Here is a 22,420-nt window from a genome sequence, read left to right on the forward strand (position 1 = left end):
ACCATGGCTGCTTAAATGGTAAGAACGCATTAATTATGCACATCATAAGGAGACAATAATGCAACAGATTACCCGTGCAGGCGAACCGCTGGATGTGGCTGGCACACTGCCTGCAAAAGGGCAGGCGGCACCGGCGATGACGCTGACCAACACCGATCTGCAAGACGTTACGCTCGATACGTACACAGGAAAGCGTAAAGTGCTCAATATCATCCCCAGTGTGGATACGCCCACTTGTGCCATGTCCACGCGTCACTTTAATGAGCTGGCGTCTAACCTTGCCGACACCGTGGTATTGGTCGTCTCAGCGGATTTACCCTTTGCGGCCAAACGCTTTTGTGGCGCGGAAGGGTTGGATAACGTCGAAACGCTGTCTACTTTCCGCCACCCCGAGTTTCGCGAAGCCTGGGGCGTAGCGCTGTGCAACAACTCCATGGAAGGTCTTTGCGCCCGTGCAGTCGTCGTACTGGATGCCGATAACCGGGTGCTGCATAGCGAGCTGGTGAGCGAGTTGAAGAACGAGCCTGATTATGAGGCTGCCTTGGCGGTGCTGAGCTAGCTCGTATGCCGTGTAGCATGCCGCTCTGACGCCCTCACCAGCGCGCGAATCAAGCGCTGCTGGGGGCGATTGAAAATCAGCCACTCCGGGTGCCACTGCACGCCAATCAAGAAGTCGTGCTCCGGTGACTCAATGCCCTGCACCAAGCCATCCCGGTCGCGTGCAACGATTTCAATTCCTCTGCCCGCCTGGTAAACGGCTTGATGATGTAGGCTGTTAACCCGACACCAGGTAACCCCTAGCAGGCGGTGCAACTTACTTGCCCCCACGATATCAACGGTTTTGCGCGGCAGAACGGTGCGTCGCCGTTTTAGCCCTTCGTGGGTGGTGTAGATATCAGGATCCAGTGTGCCACCAAGGTGCACGTTGATTAATTGTGCCCCTCGGCAAATACCCAGCACCGGTGTATGCAGCGGAATAAAACGTTCAAGCAGGGCTAGCTCCAGCTCATCCCTTGCAGGGTCTAAACGAACATCTAATTGTACTTCGCCGCCGTAGAGGTGGGCCTGAATATCGTCGCCGCCGCCAATGATCAAGCCGTCAAGGCTTTCCGGCTGCGGGCGCGAAGGCGATAACCGCAACGGTTTGCCGCCATGCCGCCAGACGGCGAACCAATCAAACCACCACGCTAAGTGGCTTTTTTGGTCAGAGGTAGTAATTCCGATAAGCGGCCGAGTCATGCGGATAGTTACTCACTGTGACAGGAAATGAAGAATGCTAAACGGGTTTTATATAGCTGGGCTCTACAACACAATCAGTGTTCGCGGCGAAGCAAACGAACTAGTTTTTCTTTTACGCGGGTCAGCATCGGTCGGTTATGGTCGGCGATATATTCAGCGCAGCGAGCGAGTAACACCTCAGAATTAGCGGCAAGTTTCTCGACTTCCACCCAGCGATTCCACTCGGTCACTGAGCCCCACCCCGGCTGGGAAAGCTGAGCGTTGGGTAAGCGGTAGTGAAAGGTGGGGCGCGGCTTGGTAAGCTGCGTATGCAGCAATTCATGAGAGTGGTCGGGGCGTAGATAGGCAAATAGCGGCAGCATATCCAGCTCGCGATTGCGCGTGGGATTATGGTGCAAGTAGTCGTCAATTAACGTGTCGAGATCAGGCGAATAGTGGCTATCCAGTATTTTTAACGCATAGGCTTTGTGAAATGGATTCGCGTGGGGCAGCATCTCACGGGTAATATCGACTTTAATTTCGTCGCGCAGCCAGCCAGCCAGCAGCAGGTACGCACGCAGCATGGCTAGCAAATAGTCAACGTCGAAACGCTCCGCTTCAGGGTTTAGGTGTAAGCCGAACCCATACAGCAGGCTGGCATCGGTGCCCTTAGCGCCATGCTCTCGTAGTGTCTCGAACAGCGCGTCTAAATCTTCCAGCTCATTCCAAGGTATCGGTGGGCAAACGATTTCGGTAGGCACCAGGCCTGTGACCATGTCGCCAATCAGCTCGCGGGTTTTGTGATGGAACTCGACCCGGCGTTGATGCTGATGGCGCGCCCACTCGCTATCTTCTGGGTGAGGGTCGTCGGCCAGCGATTTGTCGGGATGCGCGTATTGGGTGTCGAGCTCGATACCAAATTCGCCCCAGCGGGTATCCTCAACGAGTAGCCGATGGGGGCTTACCACGTTAAGCTCCCCGCCAAACAGTTCACGTACGATCATCGCCGTGTCTCGGGGCGGCAGGCCAGCGAACTCGATTTCAATGCCAACGTGCCGGATTTTCCCCTGGCTGTTTAAGCGGTTAGGTGGAGCTTGTAGCGTCATCTCGGCGTCCTTGAGGTGAACGTTTAAGTCTTCAGCCTATCATAGTCACGCGTTGAGACTGAGCGTATTAATAGCGGCGGCAAATGATAAGCAGGACGCCATCTAAGCTAATTTTCAGGAGTAAGGCGTGCGACAGCACTGGTTAATCAATTCGTTAATAGGTTTTGTCTTGTTTGTATTGGCAAGCCTAGCAATGACGAGCATGGCAATCACTCAGGCCCAGGCGCAAACGGTGTCGCTGCCCGGCCTGAGCAGCGGTTCCGAAGAGGAAAGCGCTGACGTTAGCGGTGAAGAGTTTCAGAAGTCGCTCACTGACGTCATCACCATGCTTGAAAACGAAGAGCGGCGCACAGAGTTGCTTAAATCGCTACGCGAATTGCAAGTAACCGCAGACGCTGCCAGCGCAGATGAGGGCGTAGTACGCCAAGGATTACTGGGTGCTCTCGCCGATACCTTAAGTGACCTGGGTGATCAGGCCCAGGCGGGGGATTCGCCGGTTGATCAGTGGTCACGCCAGCTGGTTCAGGGCGTAGATGATTTGCGCGCGCTTAACGATGATGCCGACCAGGGGGAGGCGATTCGAGCGGTTGCCGAAGGGGCGGTGCTGGCCTTGGTTTGGGGCGTACTGTTGGTGCTGATGATTGCCTTTGGGCGCATGATCGCTACCCGGCGTGAGTGGCCGTTGGATCTGCCTCGGGATCCCAAGGGCTGGCTGATGGCAGTGCACTTTTTGCGTCGCATGCTGCCCTGGGCACTGTCGTTTGCCATTACCTTGGGGATTGGCCAGGTGCTGCCCGATAGCCCTGGGCGTACGCTGGTATTGGTAGTGGCCTATATCTGCCTGTGTGGCAGGGCGCTATCGGTGGTGTTTGAAACAGTCATCGCGTTCTTTAGCCGTGGCCATCGTTTTACTGCGGTTCAACTGCTTCAACAGCGTGCGCTGCGCGGGCTGTTTGTGATTGGTGCTTTGATTGCGCTTGGCGACGCGGTCAACTCCACTCGTCTCGTTGAAATGCTGGGTAGCGAGCTGTCGAGCCTAGCCTCTGTGCTTTCCAATATGCTCGCGGCGTTGCTTGCAGCGCGGTTTATTCTCAAGTTTAAGCGCCCCGTGCGCCACCTGATTTGCAACCGGCCCTTCAAGCAGCGGCGTGACGCCAGCACCGCGGTCGAAATGATTCGCTCCCTGGGGGGGCTATGGCACATACCCGCGCTGCTGCTGGTGAGTGGTTCGCTGCTGGCGATTTTTATCACCGTGGGCGATGTGGGCACTGCTCTGGCGCGCTCGATTATTTCCGCCAGCCTGCTGGTACTTACACTGGTAGTCACCGGGTTGCTGCGCCGCCAAGCGGAACGGATGGGCAAGCGTCGCCACCGCCGCCGTTATAGCCAGTATCGCAAACGTTTAGAGCGCTTCGGCTTCGTGTTGGCGCACATCTGCTCGTGGATGGTGTTTGCCGAACTCTCAATGCAGGTGTGGGGCAGTTCGTTCTTCGGTTTGGGCCAACAAGCCGTGGCCAGCGCGCGGATTGGCCAAGCGCTGGTTAGCTTGGGGGCCACGGTGCTGCTTGCATGGCTGGTATGGATATTTGCCGATACCGCCATTCAGCGGGCGCTAACATCGTCAGCCCGTTCACGTGGGCGTCGGGTCAATCAGGCCCGGGCGCAAACCATCACGCCGATGATCCGCAACGTCATCTTTGTAACCATTCTGATTATTGCCGTTATCGCCGGGTTGGCTAATTTGGGTGTCAACGTCACACCGCTGCTGGCGGGTGCTGGTGTGATCGGTCTGGCGATCGGTTTTGGTGCGCAAACGTTAGTGCAGGATTTGATTACCGGTATTTTTATCTTGATCGAAGATTCGTTAGCGGTCGATGACTTCGTGCAGATCAATAACCATATGGGCACGGTCGAGGGGCTGACGCTGCGCACTGTGCGGCTACGCGATTTGGATGGCATTGTGCACATCATCACCTTTAGCCGCATTGAGTCGATTCATAACATGTCCCGCCAGTTCGGCATTGCGCTGATGCGTATCCGTATTCCCTTTGATATGAAAATCGACGATGCGATTACGCTGATGCAGGAGACTGCCCAGGAACTGCGTCGTGATCCGATGATGCGCCACTACATCTGGTCGCCGCTGGAGATGCAGGGCGTTCAGGGCTTTGAAGATGGCTGCCCCATTTTACGCATGCGCTTTCGCACCGCGCCGGAGATGCAGTGGGATGTCTCGCGGGCGTTTAACCTGTTGCTGAAGCAGCGTATGGAAGCTCAAGAGATTGACCTGGGCGTGCCGCGTCTTAGTGTCAGTATGGAAGCTCGCGCTGAAGACCGCATGGAGGCGACCGCGGGTACTTCATTCTCTTTAGAAGAGGGCTCGCAAGAACAAGCTGGGCAAGAAAACACTTCGCCTGAGAGTGAACAAGGCAAGCATAGCGCGACGCAAGCAAGTGACTTCAACCCACAGGAGCATAAGAAACCGGCACCTCCGAAGCCCGCGCCGCGCCCAACAAAAGCTGAGATTCGCCAGGATGAGCAGGCGCGCAAGCACGATAATACGACTAATCGTGCTGCGTCACATCGGCAAAAGCCCCAGGCACAGGGCAAGCCCCAGAGCGATTCCTATGCCAGCCCCGGTGGCGAACACGGCGATGAGTAGCCACGGGCCCCGCCAGCGGCGCCAACGGTTGTACAACGAGACCGCGTGGCTAACGCGGTCGACCAGTTCGTCGTGACGGGAAATGGCGTGATCCGGCGGCAGCGAAAAGTCGTTGGCGACATCGCCCTGCCAGTGGGCGCCGTGACTGAGCCCCAGGCGCGCTCGTAGCTTTCCGATATCGCTGACGGTGTCGTGCAGCGTATCGTAGGTTTCGCGGCGTTCGGCAACCGCGAACACCGCCTCGGCATCCTGGCGTAGCGCGCTATGCTGGCAGCTAGCCACGGCTTGGCTGATTTCTTGTTCGTTGGCCTCGGGGGAAACCGCGAGGCGCTGGTACAAATCGCGCATAGGGTCAATTTATTCTCATGGGCCAGTGCATCCTGCGAAACGTCTAGCGTTACATGGTCTTAGTAAGTTTGCATCAAATAATCATAGGCGTTTTTAATACGCTGAAACCGCGCTGAGGCCAAGGCGACCTGTTGTTCACTTTCCGAATAGAAGCGGTCTGGATGGTGGAGCTGCGCCATCCGCCGATAGGCGTGGCGAACCTCTACCCGGGTGGCACCTGGGGTAAGTCCTAGCACCGAAAGCGCCCGAGTGGTGCGATCGGGCGGCGGTGAGGCGCGCTGCTGGCGATGCTCTTGTTGGCGATGCTGGTGACGAGAATCTTGCTGGCGAGAGCGGCGCCGTTCGCGCTCGGCCTGTTCGCGCTGCTGTTGTTGCCGTTCCTGCTCCTGTTGGCGCGTCTGTTCACGCTGGCGCTGCTGTTCCTGTTCGCGGGCTTGGCGAGCCTGCTCCTGGCGTTGCTGTTTCTCCTGCTGTTTTTGTTGCTTCTGCTGGTGGCGTCGCTCTTTCTGTTGTTGCTGCTGTTTGGCCCGAGCATTGGCCTGTTGGTGGTACTGCTCAGCGGCCTCGGCTTCGCGTGCTTTTCGGGCATGATAATCTGGGTCGTGTGCTTGCCAGTAAGCATCACGGCTGGGGTCTTCGGGTGTGGCAAGGGGTGTGCCGGTGAGCTCTTTAAACAGAGTATTCAAGGTCATTGGTGCGATACTTAGCAGGTCGGCCAAAAAACGCAAAATATAGTGGTTGGCCAGGGACAGCTCGCCGTCGTCAGTGGCGACGGTAATCGCTTGATGAATAACGCTCAGGCTGCGTTCTGTGCCGCATTCTTTGCGAACCACCTCGGCAGCTAGTTGGATCGCTTGCAAGTCTTGGCTACGGGCAATACTCATTACTGGCCCCAGCTCATGCCCGTGGCGAAACTGTGCGGTCACCTGAGCCAGGCGGCGGCGCCGCTGCCCCTCTGAAACATGTTGACGGTGCACCAGCACCCAGGCCAACAGCAGCAGGGTTGCCGTATCCACTTGGCTGCGGCTCTTTAATAGCAGCAGCTCAAAGGGTGAAAAACGGGCAATGGACATTTCCTAGCTCCATAGGTGAAGAGGTGAGCAGAGGGGTGGCTTTAGGTAGCGCCATGATCAAGTTAGCCATGGTATATCATCGCGTTAGGCAAAGGAGTAGGAGATTGATGAGTTGATCAACGTTGAGCGTAAAAACAGCTTTCAGCTGCGTCTTACCCGGCGGCTCAAGGAAGAGACATCGCATAACCTCGACGTCTATCTTTTTGTGCCTGGCGATTTGGGATTAAGCACCCAGCTTATCTCAGAAGAAGCCTTTTATCATGCCGCTATCAATGTCTCGCGCACCTACTACAGTGACGAGTATCTCTTACCGCTGGTGCACAGTCGGCTGGCCAGCCGTAATCGGCTCGGCAGCGACTCGTATCGGTTGAGCTTGAGTCTCTACGCCTATCAATACGTGGAAGCGATGGAGCGCACTACTCGAGCAATGTTGGTGAATGCCAATAAGCTGCGCCATGCTCGCCAAGAGGAGCGCGAAGAGAACAGTGAGGTGCAAGAGAGTGCCGTTGCCCTACGTGACCAACTGCATGAGATGATCGACTTGAGCGATGGTATTCTCAAGCGGCTACGTCGCCACCAGCCTGATGACGAAAGTCTATATAAGTACTTTGCCAATATCGATAACTACCTCTCCTGGTTTACCGAGCAACAGCTGCTGGCGCTGGTGGCACACATGCCCCGCGGCGGAGAGTTTACCGATATTCGCCGACGTTTTATTAGCGTGTGTCACCGGGAGGGCGAGTATCGCCGCGAACAGCAGTACAACGCCGAGCGCGTGATGGCTGATCCCACGCGGATGTCGAATAAAATGCGCTTGTTGCGGCGCCTGATTGAGCACCCGATTACCCTGAAACAAGAGGCATTTGAGCTGGGTGGCGGCGAGCAAAAAGCGGTCAAAGCGCTTGCCACCGCCGTGGTAATGGCCTTTGTATCGTTAGGCGTGCTGCAGTTGCGTAATGCTCTGGGAGATATCACCGCGCTGTTCGTATTAGCCATGGCGCTGCTCTACGCCCTGCGCGAAGTGTTTAAGGATGATTTGCGCAATACCCTGTGGCGCTGGCTGCGTAAAGGCCGTCCCAAGTGGCGGCGCCAGTATTTAGACCCCACGCGCAACGCCGTGGTGGGCCGCCAGTTGGAGTGGTTTGACTACAAGCGCTACGCATCGCTGGGCGATGATATCAAGCAGATGCGCCGCCGTACGGTAGCCCAGCGTGAAGAAGTGGTGCTGCACTATCGTTCAAGCTCACGTATGTCGCCTACGCGCTTTTTGAGCGGCTACGAGCATACCCGCGAAACGCTCAATCTGGATATCTCGATGCTTACCCGACTAATGAGTAAGGGCAAGCATCACATCTATCGTTTAAAAGATGGCCAAGCGGTTCGCGAGGGCGTCGAGCGCCGTCATCTGTTTAACTTAGTGATTCGGGAGACGGGCAGCGAAGATACTCCTTACTTGGCCCGCTGGAAGGTTGTCGTTAGCCGCTCGGGCATTGTTGATGTCGAGAAAGTCGAAGAGAGCAGCGTGGTGAAGGAAAGTAAATAACTAAAGTGCCAATAAACTGCGCTAGGTCAACTCAGCCTCAATGCGTTCTTTGAGATCGCTGGCCAGCATGGGCAAATCTTCAGCAGCGAGCTAGGCTCAAAGAACAAGCAGGATAATCTGCATCTGCGGCTCAGTCTTTAAAGGTTGAGTTCAAGGAGGAGTACAATGCAAGCTATCGATATTATGACGCCCAAAGTGGTGAGTGTGGGGCCTGACGCCGAAGTACGTGAAATTGCGCAACTGCTGCTCAAGCACCGTATTAGTGCGGTGCCTGTCGTAGATAGTGAGCGGCGGGTGATTGGCATTGTCAGCGAAGGTGATTTAATGCGCCGGGTAAAAAGTGACAGTGATCATGGACACTCCTGGTGGTTATCGCTGTTTACCGGCGGCAAGGATGCTGGCGACTATGTTAAGTCCCATGGTCGTAAAGCCCACGAGGTCATGACCCCGAATCCAATGACCGTGGAAGAGAACACGCCGCTGCATACCATTGCGCGAATGCTGGAAAAACATCATATCAAGCGGGTGCCTGTGCTACGTGATGGCAAGTTAGTGGGTATTGTTAGCCGTGCTAACTTGCTCCAGGGTATCGCCAATGCCGCAGTGGCGCCAACCCAGTCGCCCACGGATGATCGCCAAATTCGTGAGGCTATTCTCAAAGAAGTTGAGAATAATACCGGCGTACAAGTTGAAGGCATTAGCGTGATTGTGGATGGCGGCGCTGTGGAGGTATGGGGGCTGGTCGAATCCCTTGAACAGAAGCAGGCGGTAACCGTTGCTGCGGAAAACGTGCCTGGGGTTACCCAAGTTGAAAATCATCTGGGCATGATGCCGCGGGGCGTGGGCTATATGTGACCTAAAGCCCGCTATTAAAATAGCGGGCTCTGCCTTTTTTACCTTAAACCACTGCTTTAATCGCCTGCTCTAAGCTGTTCACGCTGCGCTCTGTGTGGTGCAGCTTATCGAGGCCAAATAGACCGATGCGGAAGGTTTGGAAGTTATCGCCTTCATCGCACATTAGCGGTACGCCGCCCGCCACTTGCACGCCCGCCTGGGCAAGTGTGCTCACTAAGCCACTATCGTCGCTATAGCACACCACTACGCCTGGGGCTTCAAAACCTTCCGCAGCAACGCTCACAAAACCGTGGCGTTTAAGCATGGCGCGGACTTCCCGGCCAATCGCCTGCTGCTCCTCTTTTACCTTGGCAAAGCCGTAAGCGCGGGTTTCCTGCATAATGTCCCGTAATTGCCGCAGTGCATCGGTAGGCATGGTGGCGTGGTAGGCGTGCCCGCCATTTTCATAGGCCTGCATAATGCTGTGCCACTTGCCCAAATCGCAGGCAAAGCTGTTGCTCTGGGTCTCACTCAAGCGTTGCGTGGCACGTTCTGAGAGCATTACCATGGCGCAGCAGGGCGAACCGCTCCAGCCCTTTTGCGGCGCGCTTACCACCACATCAATGCCGAGTGCCTGCATATCCACCCACAGCGTGCCCGCGGCAATGGCATCCAGTACAAACAGGCCACCTACCTCGTGAGTGGCTTCGGCGAGCGCTTGAATATAGTCATCTGGAAGTAGCAAGCCCGCAGAGGTTTCGACTTGCGGGGCGAACACGACGGCAGGTTTTTCGCTACGAATCTGCGCGACGGCCTCCTCAATGGGCACTGGCTGAAAAGGCGAGCGAGGCTCATCGGCCTTTAGACGCCGTGCTTTAAGCACCGTGTGCTGATCGGTTAAGCGACCCATCTCAATAATTTGCGTCCAGCGGTAGCTGAACCAGCCGTTACGAATAACCAAGGTTTTCTGGTCAACGGCAAACTGGCGCGCCACCGCTTCCATGCCAAAGGTGCCGCTACCGGGCACGATAACGGCCGCTTGGGCGTTGTACACCTCTTTCAGCGTGGCTGAAATATCCCGCATCACACCTTGAAACTGCTGTGACATGTGATTCAGCGAACGGTCTGTGTAGACCACCGAGTATTCAAGCAAGCCGTCGGGGTCGACGTTGGGTAGTAAACCAGCCATGGCGTTCTCCTGTTTTTAGAAACAGCCTGTTGTTAGAAGCAAATCATTAAACACGCATCGTGAGTCACGCTAAAGCGCGAGGTTGCGTTTCAGAATACGGATAACTTCGTCGCGATGCCAATGGTGATGGTCTAGGCACTATAAGTGGGCTAGCGACTAAAGTTGCACATGAGTAAACGTTTACGTATTCGAGGTAAGCGTTTACTTTGTGGGTTATGCAGCACTTTTAAGCTGCTTTTGTGCTGTTAACCAGCTATGGCTAAGGAGAATAGATGACCATTAACGTTACCGTTTGGGGTGAAAACGTCCACGAACAAACCAATGAAGTCGTGGCGCGAATTTATCCAGAAGGTATGCATCACTGCATCGCGGAAGGTTTAAACGAAGCGGAGGGTATCCACGCCAACGCGGTTACCTTGCAAGATCCCGAACAGGGTTTAAGTGAAGAGACTCTCGAGAATACCGATGTGCTGCTGTGGTGGGGCCACGCTGCCCATGGCGATGTGTTGGAGGAAACTGTCGACCGCGTGCAGGCGCGCGTGTTGCAGGGGATGGGGCTAATTGTGCTGCATTCTGGGCACTACGCAAAAATCTTCAAACGCCTGATGGGCACGACCTGCTCACTTAAGTGGCGGGAAGCGGGAGAGCGCGAGCGTCTGTGGGTCGTTAACCCTGGTCACCCTATCGTTCAGGGCCTGGGCGACTATATCGAACTGCCGCATACTGAAATGTACGGCGAGCCATTTGCGGTGCCAAACCCCGATGAAGTGATTTTTATCAGCGCCTTTGAGGGCGGTGAGGTATTCCGTTCAGGGCTGACCTACAAGCGCGGCAACGGCAAGATTTTCTACTTCCGCCCAGGTCACGAAACCTATCCGATCTATTACAACGAACAGGTAAAAACCGTGCTGAAGAACGCTGTGAAATGGGCGCGCCCGGAAGGCTCCCGCTGGATCGATAGCTGCCCCAATGTTCCTGCCGACCAGGCCCCCAACCCGGTGGAAATCAAAGGCGAAGGGCTGCATAAACCTGGCGAGGAGGGCTTCAAATGATCCGTTTAGCGATAATTGGCGCTGGCAGTATGGCGGAGGAACACGCCAAGCACTTTAGCCGGATCGAGGGGGTGGAAGTAGTGGCGGTGTGCGATATGGAGCTGGCCAAGGCCCGCGACTTTGCTGGCCGTTTTGGTATCGCCGATGCGTATGACGACCTGGAAGCTATGCTGGCGCGGGAGGATATCCAAGCCGTTAGCAACGTCACGCCAGATGGTGTTCATAAGCGCACGTCATTGGCCGCGATCACCGCAGGTAAGCATATCCTGTGCGAAAAGCCGCTGGCGACGAATGCGGATGATGCGCATGAAATGGCCCAAGCGGCGCAGGCCGCTAAGGTCATCAATATGGTCAATTTTAGCTATCGCGATGCCCCGGCCATTCAACACGCTCGCGCGCTGATTACCGCTGGGGCGATTGGTCAAGTTCGCCACGTAGATGCCAGCTACCGGCAAAGTTGGCTGGTCAGCAATGAGTGGGGGCGCTGGGATCAGGAGAGCCAGTGGCTATGGCGGCTCTCGGAAGCCCATGGCAGCAAAGGTGTACTGGGCGATGTGGGCGTTCACATTGTCGATTTTGCCAGCTTTCCGGTCGGCGATATTACTCGCGTTAACTGCGAACTGACCTGTTTTGAAAAAGCTCCAGACAACCGGATTGGTGACTATTTGTTGGATGCCAACGACACCGCGCTAATGCGAATGACGTTTGCCAATGGGGCCAAGGGCACCATTCAAGCCACCCGCTGGGCGACCGGGCATCACAACTCGTTAACCCTGAGTGTACACGGCGATAAAGGTGCTATTCGCGTCGATTTAGACGCCTCAAAAGACGACGTGCAGGTGTGTTTGGACGATGACGTTCACCCGGCGCGCTGGAGCACAGTGAAGGCACCACCAACACCCAGTATCTATCAGCGTTTTGTGGAAAGCATCCGCAGTGGTCAAAACGACCAGCCGGACTTTGCCCGCGGCGCGGCGATTCAAACCGTTCTTGATGCCTGTGTTATCTCCAGTCAGGAAGATCGCAGCCTGGAAATTGCAGTGTAATCAGCGTCGCAACACAGGGCGTTTTTCGGCACACTGACAGCCTTCCAGATGAGTGATAGGGCGGGAAATAGTCGTTGAGAGATTCGGTGATAAAGAGCAAACAAAGCGCCCAAACGGCCACCATTCGAGAAATTGCCCGGCGGGCCGAGGTATCGATTGCCTCGGTTAGCCGGGCCCTGAACGGCAAGCCAGGGCTCAGTGACGCCCTGCGTGAGAAAATCTTGGCGATTAGCCAAGAAGTGGCCTACCAACCCAGCGCCGCGGCTCGTCAGCTAATAAGCGGTAAAACGGCGGTGGTAGGCATCTCTCTCGGCCGTCAGGATATCGAGCTGCGCCCTTACTATATCTTGCTCTACCAGCACCTCACCGTGGCCCTTCATCAGCAGGGTATGGTGCCGGTGTTCTTTAATCACCAGCAAACCGCCGAATTACCCGAACGCGCGGGGGCGGCTATTTTGCTTGGTGAAGCCCCAGACGATGAGCGCCCGGCACTGCTTAAAGCCGCTGCTATTCCTTTTGTGCGCATAGGTGATGCCGGGGAAGGCTTTTCGGTCGCCCCGGACGATCGGCAGGGGCTGTATGAAATAACGCACCACCTCATTACCCAGGGTCGCCATCGGCTGGTTTTTATGGGGGGTGAGCTAGAGGTGCCGCGTCCCCATAGCCGTTTGGAAGGATACCGGCGGGCATTGGCAGAGGCGGGGCTCGCCGAACGCTTGATCAGCCTACCGCACCGATTGGCGTCAGACTCCCTTAACAGCTATCGCTATTTAAATCGCTATTTAGATCAAGAGGGTGCCCAACCACTGCCTTTTGATGCGCTGGTATGCGCCACCGACGAACTAGCGTTGGGCTGTGTAGCCGCGCTGGAAGACCGCGGGATTGAAGTGCCTTTTCAGGTCGCGGTGACAGGCTTTGATGACCTGCCCACCCTCGCCACTGGGCTCACCACCGTACGGCAGGATATTGCCGAGATAGCCGAGACGAGCATGGCACTACTGGCAGAAGCGAGGGCGGGAGAAGCGCCCCGACATGTATCGCTGCCGGTGGCGCTGGTGTTACGGGAAACGAGTTAACGCGGCGGCAACTGCTCCGGCCCGAAGGCGTCGGGGAGCAGTGCTTCCATGGTGTAGGTTTTGAGCAGCTCTCCGCTGCCGGATAGCACATTGATCTGAGTCTCTGGCGTGGCGAACTCGCGAATGCGCTGACGGCAGTCGCCGCAGGGCGTGCATAAGTGATCAGCGGGGCCCATGACGTAGACGGTCGCCAACTGGCGTTGGCCTGCGGTCACCATGGCGGAAATGGCCGAGGCTTCAGCACACAGGCCTTTGTAGTGCGCCACTTCCACATTAGCGCCCGCAAACTGCTGACCGTCAGGGGTCACCATCACCGACGCCACCGGGTGATTAGAGTAGGGCACATAGGCGTTAGCCCGCGCGCTGAATAACTTCTCAACGATCTCTTCTGATACTTCATCCGTTTGCTGACTCATCACAACTTCCTCTTAAGCGCGGGCTGCGTCGTCGCGTAACACGGTGTCCAAAGCAATCAGCATCATGTCGTCAAAGGTAGTTTGACGGTCTGCGCTGGAGAGCGAATCGCCTTTCAGGATGTGATCCGATACGGTGCAGATGGTCATGGCGCGGGCGCCAAACTCAGCGGCGACGCCGTAAAGACCTGCGGCTTCCATCTCGACGCCGACAATGCCGTAGCGCTTGAGCATTTCAGCCATTTCGGTTTGCGGGTTGTAGAACAAGTCTGCAGAGAAGATGTTGCCCACTTTGACCGGCACGTTTTTGGCCTTGGCGGCGGCCACTGCGTGCTGGGTGAGTTCAAAATCCGCAAGCGCGGCGAAGTCGTGGTCATTGAAGCGCATGCGATTGACTTTGGAGTCGGTGCTGGCGCCCATGCCGATCACCACATCGCGGACGTTGACGTCGTCGCGTACCGCGCCGCAGGAGCCCACGCGAATTAGCGATTTTACGCCGTAGTCGGTGATCAGCTCTTTGGCATAGATGGAGACCGACGGAATGCCCATGCCGTGGCCCATCACGGATATCTCGCGGCCTTTGTAGGTGCCGGTGTAGCCAAACATATTGCGCACATCGTTGACCTGGCGAACGTTCTCCAGGTAAGTATCGGCGATGTATTTGGCGCGCAGCGGGTCGCCGGGCATCAGTACGGTATCGGCAAAATCACCGGGAGCAGCGTTAATATGTGGGGTTGCCATCAAAGGTCTCCTTTAAGCGGTGCTAGTCGTTAAGCGGCGTCGGGTAGAAAGCTTTTGCCATCGGCCATGGCCGGTAGCAGGAAAAAGTCGGCCAGGGTTTGGCCAATATCGGCAAAGGTGCCGCGCTCGCCCAGCGGGCCGGGGGTAAAGCCGGGGCCATGTACCAGAATGGGAATGTACTCGCGGGTGTGCTCGGTGCCGTGCCAGCTGGGGTCGCAGCCGTGATCGGCGGTGAGAATCAGCAGGTCATCTTCGTTTAGCGCAGCCAGGAGCTTAGGCAGCTTTGCATCGAAATCTTCCAGCGCGGCGGCATAGCCCGGCACGTCCCGGCGGTGGCCATAGACCGAGTCAAAATCGACAAAGTTGGTCATGATCATGGCGCGCTCGCCTTCGTCGCGTTGGTTGGTGCGCTCGATCTCTCTGAGGGTGGCGTCCATGAGTGCGTCATGGCCGCTGGCTTTTACCTTGTGGGTAATGCCGCAGTGGGCGTAGATATCGGCGATTTTACCAATCGAGACCACTTCGCCACCGGCATCGGCGAGCTTTTGCAGTACGGTGGGCGAGGGCGGCTCAACGCTGTAGTCGCGGCGGTTGCCGGTGCGGGCGAAAGTGGTGCTGTCTTCGCCAATAAACGGACGCGCAATGACGCGGCCAATGTTATAAGGCTCCAGCAGCTCGCGGACGGTTTCGCACAGCTTATAAAGCCGCTCAAGGCCGAAATGCTCTTCGTGAGCGGCGATCTGAAAGACCGAATCCGCCGAGGTGTAAACAATTGGCTTGCCGGTGGCGACGTGCTCTTCACCCAAGCGGGTGATGATCTCGGTGCCTGACGCGTGGCAGTTGCCAATCACCCCAGTGAGGTCGGCTTCTTGCACGATGGCGTCGAGCAACTCAAGGGGGAAACTGTCGGTTTTATCTAGAAAGTAACCCCACTCGAAGCGTACCGGGACTCCGGCAATTTCCCAATGGCCGGAAGGGGTATCTTTGCCGCTGGAAATTTCTTTGGCGTGGGCGTAAGCACCTTCCAGACTATCCGGCAGCGTGACGCCTTCGGCAACGCTGCCCGTGGCATCGCGGTGGGCGTGAAATAGCCCCAGCTTGGCCATATTGGGCAGTTTCAGCGGCCCTGAACGGTTGGCGTTATCCGCTTCGCCACGGGCGCAGGCAGCGGCGATATGGCCCAGAGTATCGGACCCTTCATCACCGAAGGTAGCGGCATCCGGGGCGGCGCCAATCCCAAAGGAGTCAAGTACCAGTACAATCGCGCGGCTCATAAGGTTTCTCCACGGAAAGTGTCTTGTAGCAGGGTGTCGGCGCTGGCCGTACCTTCGCCAATCGAAAACGCCGCGCGCAGCTGTTCGGCGGCACGTTCAGCGGCGGCTTCACTGCGGGCGTGAACCGTCGCAATGGGGCGCTGGCTATCCACGCTTTCGCCGATTTCGACGATATCCGTAAAGCCGACACTGTGATCGACGCTGGCGTCGTTGCGCAGGCGACCACCGCCCAGCTCCACCACGCTCATACCTACAGCGCGGGTATCAATACGTTGGACCACACCGGCTTGCTCGGCATACACGGGTTTAATAACGTCGGCCTTGGCCAGGTAGTGCTCTGAGCGTTCCATAAAGTCGCTGGGGCCACCGAGTTCGTGCACCATGCGGGCGAATACTTCAGCAGCTGCGCCAGAGGTTAGCGCCTTCTCAAGCTGAGTAAGCGCTTCTTCACGTGAGCCTGCGAGCCTGCCGGCGATCAGCATTTCTACGGCCAGTTCACGGGTGACTTGCATCACGCGGCTGTTGGGGCGGTCGCCACGCAGCAGGGCCAGAGTCTCAACGATCTCTACGGCGTTACCGGCGCAGGGCGCCAGCGGCTGACTCATATCGGTGAGCAGGGCGGTGGTGGGCGTGCCTGCCTGGGTGGCCACATTGGCGATGCTTTTGGCCAGTTCGCGGGATTTTTCTGGCGTGGGCATAAAAGCGCCGCTGCCGACTTTAACGTCCATCACCAGCGCATCCAGTCCGGAGGCTAGCTTCTTGCCTAGAATAGAGGCGGTAATCAGCGGAATCGATTCCACCGTGGCGGTCACATCACGCACGCCGTAGATGCGCTTGTCGGCGGGGGCGAGATCACCCGTTTGGCCAATAATCGCTACGCCAGTGGATTTAACCACCTCGCGGAAACGCTCTGGTGCGGGGTAGGGGTCGTAGCCGGGGATTGATTCGAGTTTATCCAGGGTGCCGCCAGTGTGACCTAAGCCGCGACCGGAAATCATCGGTACAAAGGCACCACAGGCGGCCACCCAGGGGCCGAGCACCAACGAAACCAAATCGCCTACGCCGCCGGTGGAGTGCTTATCGACAATCGGGCCGGGCAGGTTGAGGTCGCTCCACTGCATCACGTGGCCGGAGTCGCGGGTAGCGGTGGTCAGCGCAACGACTTCTTCACGGCTCATGCCGTTGAGAAATACTGCCATGGTGAAGGCGCCTATCTGGGCGTCGCTGATGCGATCATCAGCAATGCCCTGCACAAAGGCTTTAATCTCTTCCGCGGGCAGCGGCTGGTTATCACGCTTTAGGCGAATCAGCTCCTGGGGAAGCAGGGTGTGTTTAGTCGCGTTGGCAGACATTAGTAACCTCCGTCAGTGGTGGCCGCGTTGGTGTTGCCGGTCAACGTAGCCAGCAGATTGCTCAGCAGGCTAGAGGCACCAAAGCGGAAGTGAGCGGGCGTCGCCCAGCCTGAGCCCATAATATCGTTAGCAAGAGCCAAATATTCTGCTGCGTCTTCGGCGGTTTTGACGCCACCTGCTGCTTTAAAACCAACGTCTTGGCCACTGGCCTTGATGGCTTTGAGCATAATTTCTGCGGCTTCCAGTGTAGCGTTAACAGCTACTTTGCCGGTCGAGGTTTTAATGAAATCCGCACCGCCTTCAATGGCCAGTTCGCTGGCGCGTTTGATCAGCGCAGGTTCTTTGAGCTCGCCGGACTCAATGATCACTTTGAGCAGTGCTTGACCAGCGCAGGCGGCTTTGCACATTTCTACCAGCTCAAGGCCGGTCTCTTCGTCGCCTGCCATCAACGCGCGGTAGGGAAATACCACATCAACTTCATGGGCGCCGGAGGCAACCGCATCGCGGGTTTCACGGGCGGCGGCCATAATGTCGTCGTCGCCATTAGGGAAATTGGTGACCGTGGCGATCTTCACCTGCTCGTTTAGCTTGTGAGCCGTAAGGGCACGCTGGGCGGTGACAATAAACTGTGGGTATACGCAGACCGCGGCAGGGGTGCCAAAGGGCGTTTTCACCTGCTGGCAGAGCGCTTCAATGGTGCTGTCCGTGTCGTTGTCGTTCAGGCTCGTCAGATCCATGAGGGTGAGTGCTTGGCGGGCGGCTTGGACGATATGGGGGGAGGCGGTCGCAGTCATGGAATTCTCACAAATCAGTAAAAGATAAAAACGGGCACTGCGGATAAAGCCGCAGTGCCCGCCACCTTCAGTAAAACCCGCTGCGTTAAGCAGTGACGTTACTTAGGGCGATAAAGAAGCCAGCAATCGAGGCCGACATCAAGTTGGACAGTGTACCGGCCAATACGGCTTTGACGCCAAAACGAGCAATCTCTTTGCGGCGGGTAGGGGCAATGCTACCCAGGCCACCCAGCAGAATCGCAATGGAGGAGAGGTTCGCAAAGCCACACAGCGCAAAAGAGAGGATCGCCATGGTGTGCGGTGTCATCATCTGACCCGTCGCAGCCACCACCTGTTCCCCATCAATGTAAGGCGCTAGGTTGATGTAGGCGACAAACTCGTTGACCACTAATTTTTGGCCAATGAATGAGCCAGCCAGCGTCGCTTCTTCCCAGGGTACACCCAACAGGAAGGCAAGCGGGGCAAACAGCCAGCCCAGGATCAGCTCCAGGCTCAGCGATTCAAAGCCCACCCAGCCGCCAATGCCACCCAGGATGCCGTTGATCAGGGCAATCAGGGCGATAAATGCCAGCAGCATCGCGCCCACGTTGGCGGCCAGCATTAAACCCGAGGTAGCGCCCGATGCAGCAGCATCCAGTACGTTGGCAGGTTTATCTTCCAGGGCTTCAATCTCTTCTTCCGCCTTGGTAACGCTGTCGCTGTCGGTAACGTCTTGGGTTTCCGGCATGATCAGCTTGGCGAACAGCAACCCGCCCGGCGCCGCCATAAAGGAGGCCGCTACCAAGTACTCCATGGGAATACCCAGCGCGGCGTAGCCCGCCAATACTGAACCGGCGACCGACGCCAGACCACCACACATAACGGCAAACAGCTGCGAAGGCGTCATGCGGGCGATAAACGGGCGCACCACCAGCGGCGCTTCGGTCTGGCCGACGAAAATATTTGCCGTTGCGGAAAGTGATTCAGTCCGTGAGGTGCCCAGGGCTTTTTGCAGGGCACCACCTAAGATGCGAATCACCCACTGCATAATGCCGATGTAGTAGAGCACGGCGATTAGCGAGGAGAAGAAGATAATGACGGGGAGTACTTTGATGGCGAATACAAAGCCGACATTATCCACATCGGCTAAGCCACCGAACAGAAAGCCGATACCGTCGTTGGCATACACCAATATTTGGCTAACACCGGACGAAATGGCCTGCAGCACCGCTTGGCCAAACGGCACGTAAAGTACAAAGGCACCGATACCCGCCTGGATAGCAAAGGCGCCCAGCACGGTACGCAGCCGGATCGATTTACGGTCGTAGGAGAAGATCAGGGCAATGGCCACCAGAGTGACCATGCCTACCAAGCTCATAAGGAGTGTCATAAGGAGATCCTTCGAGTCCGCGAGTAAGAAGCGCGTTTATAGTAAGTTGAGCTTGACGGAGTAGATCATCGCATTCTGATAATTGTTGGGGGTGCCCAACTTATTGTCAGAGTAGCGATACTGAATGCCAGTGGTGATCAAATCACTCGGATGCCACCATAGGCTCAGTGCACCGTTGGTGCCTACACTGCCCGCTGTATCGCCCACGTAGTTCTGCTCCAGATACTCATCGTCGCGACCAAAGGTCTGTTCGTGCCAGTTGGTGACGCTGAAGTCCTGGTTGAGTGCAGTGAAATCATAACCCGCGACCCAGCCTGCCATATAGCCGTTCATGCCGGTATAGCTGTTACTTTGTACCCGCGCAGCACCGATAAAGGGCTTGAACCACAGGCCATTGTCGAAGGTAGTGCGGTAACCCAAACCAAGAATCTGATCCTGCTCGCGGCTGTCATAACCGTAATCACGGAAGTCATACAGGTGGGCGTAAATCGACAGCGAGCTGTCACCCAGGTAAATGTGTGAGGTCACTTTACCCGCGGTGCGGAAGTTGTCTTTACCACCGCTGGACTCATCGAACTGGTCGTTGGTGGGGTTCTCGAAATCAAAGAAGCCGTAGAACTCGCCCCAGCTAAAGCCAGCGCCGCCTTCGATTTCGAGAAACATAAAGTCGCTTTTCGCCGCGTTGGAAGCGGTGCGCGCCTCGGTGCCGTTTGACCAGTCCAGGTAGTTAACCGAAACGTTGGCGAATGACCACAGTCGATCTAGAGGATGCGACTGAGCAGCCTCGTCTGCCATTAGCGGCGTAGTGAGTATGGCCCCTAATACGCCAGCGCCAAGCGCGATCTTAGACGAAGGGGGGCGAGAGTGTGTACGAGCAGTCATGAGAGCCTCAACATTGGTTGTCGCGGAGCCACTTGGGTGTGGCTATCCGAGGTTGTAGTCGTGCGGGCTGGCGTTAATGTTAAAATTATAGCATTTAGTGTTATTTTTCTAACGTTGATTTGCAAGAGTTGTCACATCAACGCTATTTAAATGTCATATGGCTCTCATTGTGGCACTAATAGCACCAATAGCCGTCGTAGCAGTGGAAATTACGCCGCCGCTCGCTCAGCATAGAAATGAAAATGGACGCAACACCGATGCTCTCGTTGCGAAAATCACAACAAGAGGGGTTTGCCAGGAGATGCCCACCATGAATGGCCGTAGTGCGCTGCGCCTTGCCAAGCTTCAGGAAGCGCTTGCCAGTGGCGGTACTCTTCATCTGCGCGATGCCGCAGAGCTATGCGATGTTTCCGAAATGACCATCCGTCGCGATCTGACGACTCAGGATACTGCCATTAGCCTGCTGGGTGGACGCCTAGTGATGGCAAACTACCCTGGCGTAACGCCTATTTATGACTTGACCGAACAGCAGGCTAGCCACTACCAGGCCAAGTATCGGCTTTGTCAGCGGGCGTTAGCCTACATAGAAGAGGGCGATACGCTGTTTATCGACTGCGGCTCAACGCTAATGCCGCTGCTGAGCCAGTTAAGTCATTTCCGAGAGCTGACGGTAGTGACCTATGCGCTTAATGTTGCCAATGCCGTTGCCGCCCTGCCCAACGTGCGCTTGGTGCTACTGGGCGGGCTGTTTTATGCCACCTCGCAGTCATTCGGTAGCGACAATATGACTGCTGCTATCGAGCGGTTAGGCATTAATAAGGCGCTGATCTCCGCTGCAGGGGTGGATTTAGAGCGTGGTGTTAGCTGCTTTCACTTTCACGAAGTGGCGCCTAAACAGGCTGCCATTGCCACCGCTATGCAGCGCCTGTTGGTGGTAGATGCCAGTAAGTTCAGCGTAGTTCGCCCGGCCTATTTCGCTGCTCTGGACGATTTTGATGTGGTGGTTACCGACGAAGAGGGCGCCCCGCAGTTGCTTAAAAAAAATGGCCGCGTTGTACCTGAGATAGTGGTTCCCACCGTCACAGTGGCGTAAGCGATTTCCCCCTTGCTCATCCCAGTCAATACCTTGGGTGCGGCAATGCGCCACTTCTTTCATGATCTCGATCAATAGAAAATACTTTAGTCTTAACTGCTTAAGCCTTTAGTGCTTAGGCCAGCGAGGCTCGTCGCCAATTCCCATCCGGCGACGCATATTTTTCCCGGAGCAATGGCGCCCAGCGTCACGTGTGCACTGCCCTTGAGAGCGTTTTCCTAGCACGTTTTCAAGAGCGCCATGCAGAGCATGTTTTGGGAAGAGTATGGGGTGGTAGTTAGCCTGCTATGTAGAAGGGCGACATGGCTAGCTAGTGTTTTAAACAACCTCTGACGAGATCACACCATGCAACGACGCTCACTTTGGCGCAGGCGAGGCACTCTAGTGCTCCTTGCGCTGTGTCTGTTTCTAGCAGGCTGTAGTTCAGCGCTGCTAGACCCAAAAGGCCAGATTGGCGCTGAGCAGCGCACACTGATTCTGACCGCCTTTGGCCTAATGTTGATTGTAGTTATTCCTGTGATTGTCATGACGCTGCTGTTTGGCTGGCGTTACCGGCGTAGTAATAGCCTGGCTAAATACACGCCTGATTGGGCGCACTCCAACGTGATTGAAGCGGTGGTGTGGATCGTGCCCTGTGCGATTATCGCGGTGCTCGCCCTGTTGACCTGGAAGACCTCCCATAGCCTTGATCCCCACAAACCGCTGGAAAGCGATGTGGCGCCGATCGAAATACAGGCGGTGGCGCTTGATTGGAAGTGGCTGTTTATCTACCCCGAGCAGGGTATTGCCAGTGTTAACGAAGTGGCCTTTCCGGTAGATACACCGGTGCGCTTTCGGGTCAGCTCAGGCTCAGTGATGAACGCTTTCTTTATCCCCCATCTTGGTAGCCAGATTTATGCCATGGCGGGCATGGATAACGATGTCCATCTCATCGCCGATGAGATTGGTAGCTACCCTGGTCGTTCCACCAACTACAGTGGCGCGGGCTTCTCTGGCATGACCTTTGAAGCCAAGGTGACCAACCCTGAGGATTTTGACGCCTGGGTGGAAACGGTACGCGCTGCTCCACAAACGCTGACCTACCCAGAAGGTTATGAAGCGTTGGCGGAACCTAGCGAATCGAATCCGGTTGAGTACTTCTCAGCCATCTCACCATCGCTGTATGAAAGCATCTTACGAAGCTTCCATACCGGCGGCGAGCATCAGATGGGCGGCGATCATGCTGACTCCTACGATGGTGAAAATGAGAAGACTGCCGATCACGCGGCCGAATCAGGTCATGTCACTAACAACCATGCTAGTCAGGATAATGCCATGCGCAGCCACTCCTCTAGCGTAGAAGTGGGAGGTTAAGC

General features: G+C 56.3%; 21 protein-coding genes. 9 read left to right on the forward strand and 12 right to left on the reverse strand.

From position 1 onward, the window contains the following. Positions 1–58: 58 nt before the first annotated feature. Entirely contained in the window at positions 59–559 is a 501-nt protein-coding gene (gene tpx, locus E0L35_RS06625; RefSeq protein ID WP_138799904.1) for a thiol peroxidase, read from the forward strand. On the opposite strand, the gene E0L35_RS06630 is transcribed toward tpx, so the two are convergent. Beyond that, on the reverse strand, positions 556–1,239 hold the full coding sequence (locus E0L35_RS06630) for a gamma-glutamyl-gamma-aminobutyrate hydrolase family protein (protein WP_035538585.1): 684 nt from the start codon (positions 1,237–1,239) through the stop codon (positions 556–558). The two genes, tpx and E0L35_RS06630, sit on opposite strands and share 4 nt — an antisense overlap. 74 nt (positions 1,240–1,313) lie before the next feature. After that, positions 1,314–2,324: an amidoligase family protein gene (locus tag E0L35_RS06635; RefSeq protein ID WP_009287187.1), complete on the reverse strand. Its 1,011-nt coding sequence runs from the start codon at positions 2,322–2,324 to the stop codon at positions 1,314–1,316. A gap of 127 nt (positions 2,325–2,451) precedes the next feature. Here E0L35_RS06635 and E0L35_RS06640 point away from each other — a divergent pair, with 127 nt between their 5' ends. Beyond that, positions 2,452–4,986 (forward strand): mechanosensitive ion channel family protein, encoded by a 2,535-nt coding sequence (locus tag E0L35_RS06640; protein ID WP_138799905.1) that lies wholly within the window; start codon positions 2,452–2,454, stop codon positions 4,984–4,986. On the opposite strand, the gene E0L35_RS06645 is transcribed toward E0L35_RS06640, so the two are convergent. Together E0L35_RS06645 and E0L35_RS06650 are read right to left on the reverse strand one after the other, a co-directional pair. Further along, a complete protein-coding gene (locus E0L35_RS06645) occupies positions 4,903–5,334 on the reverse strand; it encodes a hypothetical protein (RefSeq protein ID WP_022520651.1) in 432 nt (143 codons plus the stop codon). The two genes, E0L35_RS06640 and E0L35_RS06645, sit on opposite strands and share 84 nt — an antisense overlap. 59 nt (positions 5,335–5,393) lie before the next feature. Next, the gene (locus E0L35_RS06650; RefSeq protein ID WP_138799906.1) at positions 5,394–6,407 is read right to left on the reverse strand and encodes a J domain-containing protein; all 1,014 of its coding nucleotides are present in this window, start codon (positions 6,405–6,407) and stop codon (positions 5,394–5,396) included. 112 nt (positions 6,408–6,519) lie between these two features. Between E0L35_RS06650 and E0L35_RS06655 the strand changes: the two genes are divergently transcribed. Next, complete coding sequence (locus E0L35_RS06655; protein WP_138799907.1) at positions 6,520–7,950, forward strand: hypothetical protein; 1,431 nt, start codon at positions 6,520–6,522, stop codon at positions 7,948–7,950. 165 nt (positions 7,951–8,115) lie between these two features. Next, a complete protein-coding gene (locus E0L35_RS06660; RefSeq protein ID WP_027959889.1) occupies positions 8,116–8,805 on the forward strand; it encodes a CBS domain-containing protein in 690 nt (229 codons plus the stop codon). Positions 8,806–8,848: 43 nt separating this feature from the next. Here the strand turns inward: E0L35_RS06660 and E0L35_RS06665 are convergent, their stop codons facing one another. After that, positions 8,849–9,973 (reverse strand): aminotransferase class V-fold PLP-dependent enzyme, encoded by a 1,125-nt coding sequence (locus tag E0L35_RS06665; protein ID WP_138799908.1) that lies wholly within the window; start codon positions 9,971–9,973, stop codon positions 8,849–8,851. Positions 9,974–10,245: 272 nt separating this feature from the next. Between E0L35_RS06665 and E0L35_RS06670 the strand changes: the two genes are divergently transcribed. The 3 genes from E0L35_RS06670 (at position 10,246) to E0L35_RS06680 (ending at position 13,147) form a co-directional block, all read left to right on the forward strand. Further along, entirely contained in the window at positions 10,246–11,025 is a 780-nt protein-coding gene (locus E0L35_RS06670; protein ID WP_138799909.1) for a ThuA domain-containing protein, read from the forward strand. Then, the gene (locus E0L35_RS06675; RefSeq protein ID WP_138799910.1) at positions 11,022–12,071 is read left to right on the forward strand and encodes a Gfo/Idh/MocA family oxidoreductase; all 1,050 of its coding nucleotides are present in this window, start codon (positions 11,022–11,024) and stop codon (positions 12,069–12,071) included. Before E0L35_RS06670 ends, E0L35_RS06675 begins: the two co-directional genes overlap by 4 nt. An 86-nt stretch (positions 12,072–12,157) precedes the next feature. Next, positions 12,158–13,147 carry a LacI family DNA-binding transcriptional regulator gene (locus E0L35_RS06680; RefSeq protein ID WP_249362098.1) on the forward strand — a complete coding sequence of 330 codons (990 nt, stop codon included), beginning with the start codon at positions 12,158–12,160 and terminating at the stop codon, positions 13,145–13,147. Here the strand turns inward: E0L35_RS06680 and cdd are convergent. From cdd to E0L35_RS06715, 7 genes are all read right to left on the reverse strand, one after another. Continuing rightward, positions 13,144–13,563: a cytidine deaminase gene (gene cdd, locus E0L35_RS06685; protein WP_138799912.1), complete on the reverse strand. Its 420-nt coding sequence runs from the start codon at positions 13,561–13,563 to the stop codon at positions 13,144–13,146. The genes E0L35_RS06680 and cdd overlap by 4 nt on opposite strands. Positions 13,564–13,575: 12 nt before the next feature. Continuing rightward, positions 13,576–14,301 carry a purine-nucleoside phosphorylase gene (gene deoD / locus E0L35_RS06690; RefSeq protein WP_027959881.1) on the reverse strand — a complete coding sequence of 242 codons (726 nt, stop codon included), beginning with the start codon at positions 14,299–14,301 and terminating at the stop codon, positions 13,576–13,578. 29 nt (positions 14,302–14,330) lie between these two features. Then, entirely contained in the window at positions 14,331–15,575 is a 1,245-nt protein-coding gene (locus tag E0L35_RS06695; protein ID WP_138799913.1) for a phosphopentomutase, read from the reverse strand. After that, entirely contained in the window at positions 15,572–16,927 is a 1,356-nt protein-coding gene (gene deoA, locus E0L35_RS06700; RefSeq protein ID WP_138799914.1) for a thymidine phosphorylase, read from the reverse strand. The genes E0L35_RS06695 and deoA overlap by 4 nt, the downstream gene beginning before the upstream one ends. Further along, positions 16,927–17,721 carry a deoxyribose-phosphate aldolase gene (gene deoC, locus E0L35_RS06705; RefSeq protein WP_022520641.1) on the reverse strand — a complete coding sequence of 265 codons (795 nt, stop codon included), beginning with the start codon at positions 17,719–17,721 and terminating at the stop codon, positions 16,927–16,929. Before deoC ends, deoA begins: the two co-directional genes overlap by 1 nt. Positions 17,722–17,806: 85 nt before the next feature. After that, positions 17,807–19,090 carry a NupC/NupG family nucleoside CNT transporter gene (locus tag E0L35_RS06710; RefSeq protein ID WP_022520640.1) on the reverse strand — a complete coding sequence of 428 codons (1,284 nt, stop codon included), beginning with the start codon at positions 19,088–19,090 and terminating at the stop codon, positions 17,807–17,809. A 36-nt stretch (positions 19,091–19,126) separates the two neighbouring features. Next, a complete protein-coding gene (locus E0L35_RS06715) occupies positions 19,127–19,972 on the reverse strand; it encodes an outer membrane protein OmpK (protein ID WP_022520639.1) in 846 nt (281 codons plus the stop codon). Between the two features lie 310 nt (positions 19,973–20,282). Here E0L35_RS06715 and E0L35_RS06720 point away from each other — a divergent pair, with 310 nt between their 5' ends. Continuing rightward, complete coding sequence (locus E0L35_RS06720) at positions 20,283–21,065, forward strand: DeoR/GlpR family DNA-binding transcription regulator (protein ID WP_022520638.1); 783 nt, start codon at positions 20,283–20,285, stop codon at positions 21,063–21,065. Between the two features lie 345 nt (positions 21,066–21,410). Beyond that, a complete protein-coding gene (gene cyoA / locus E0L35_RS06725) occupies positions 21,411–22,418 on the forward strand; it encodes a ubiquinol oxidase subunit II (protein WP_027959877.1) in 1,008 nt (335 codons plus the stop codon). Positions 22,419–22,420 lie beyond the last annotated feature (2 nt).

The sequence above is a fragment of the Halomonas sp. ATBC28 genome (assembly GCF_005937175.1).
GTDB classification, from domain to species: Bacteria; Pseudomonadota; Gammaproteobacteria; order Pseudomonadales; family Halomonadaceae; genus Vreelandella; species Vreelandella titanicae.

Bases quoted from the DNA above. Each gene is read 5' to 3' on its own strand.
- tpx (WP_138799904.1), top strand. From the start codon at position 59: ATGCAACAGATTACCCGTGCAGGCGAACCGCTGGATGTGGCTGGCACA.
- E0L35_RS06630 (WP_035538585.1), bottom strand. From the start codon at position 1,239: ATGACTCGGCCGCTTATCGGAATTACTACCTCTGACCAAAAAAGCCAC.
- E0L35_RS06635 (WP_009287187.1), bottom strand. From the start codon at position 2,324: ATGACGCTACAAGCTCCACCTAACCGCTTAAACAGCCAGGGGAAAATC.
- E0L35_RS06645 (WP_022520651.1), bottom strand. From the start codon at position 5,334: ATGCGCGATTTGTACCAGCGCCTCGCGGTTTCCCCCGAGGCCAACGAA.
- E0L35_RS06650 (WP_138799906.1), bottom strand. From the start codon at position 6,407: ATGTCCATTGCCCGTTTTTCACCCTTTGAGCTGCTGCTATTAAAGAGC.
- E0L35_RS06660 (WP_027959889.1), top strand. From the start codon at position 8,116: ATGCAAGCTATCGATATTATGACGCCCAAAGTGGTGAGTGTGGGGCCT.
- E0L35_RS06665 (WP_138799908.1), bottom strand. From the start codon at position 9,973: ATGGCTGGTTTACTACCCAACGTCGACCCCGACGGCTTGCTTGAATAC.
- E0L35_RS06670 (WP_138799909.1), top strand. From the start codon at position 10,246: ATGACCATTAACGTTACCGTTTGGGGTGAAAACGTCCACGAACAAACC.
- E0L35_RS06675 (WP_138799910.1), top strand. From the start codon at position 11,022: ATGATCCGTTTAGCGATAATTGGCGCTGGCAGTATGGCGGAGGAACAC.
- cdd (WP_138799912.1), bottom strand. From the start codon at position 13,563: ATGAGTCAGCAAACGGATGAAGTATCAGAAGAGATCGTTGAGAAGTTA.
- deoD (WP_027959881.1), bottom strand. From the start codon at position 14,301: ATGGCAACCCCACATATTAACGCTGCTCCCGGTGATTTTGCCGATACC.
- E0L35_RS06695 (WP_138799913.1), bottom strand. From the start codon at position 15,575: ATGAGCCGCGCGATTGTACTGGTACTTGACTCCTTTGGGATTGGCGCC.
- deoA (WP_138799914.1), bottom strand. From the start codon at position 16,927: ATGTCTGCCAACGCGACTAAACACACCCTGCTTCCCCAGGAGCTGATT.
- deoC (WP_022520641.1), bottom strand. From the start codon at position 17,721: ATGACTGCGACCGCCTCCCCCCATATCGTCCAAGCCGCCCGCCAAGCA.
- E0L35_RS06710 (WP_022520640.1), bottom strand. From the start codon at position 19,090: ATGACACTCCTTATGAGCTTGGTAGGCATGGTCACTCTGGTGGCCATT.
- E0L35_RS06715 (WP_022520639.1), bottom strand. From the start codon at position 19,972: ATGACTGCTCGTACACACTCTCGCCCCCCTTCGTCTAAGATCGCGCTT.
- E0L35_RS06720 (WP_022520638.1), top strand. From the start codon at position 20,283: ATGAATGGCCGTAGTGCGCTGCGCCTTGCCAAGCTTCAGGAAGCGCTT.
- cyoA (WP_027959877.1), top strand. From the start codon at position 21,411: ATGCAACGACGCTCACTTTGGCGCAGGCGAGGCACTCTAGTGCTCCTT.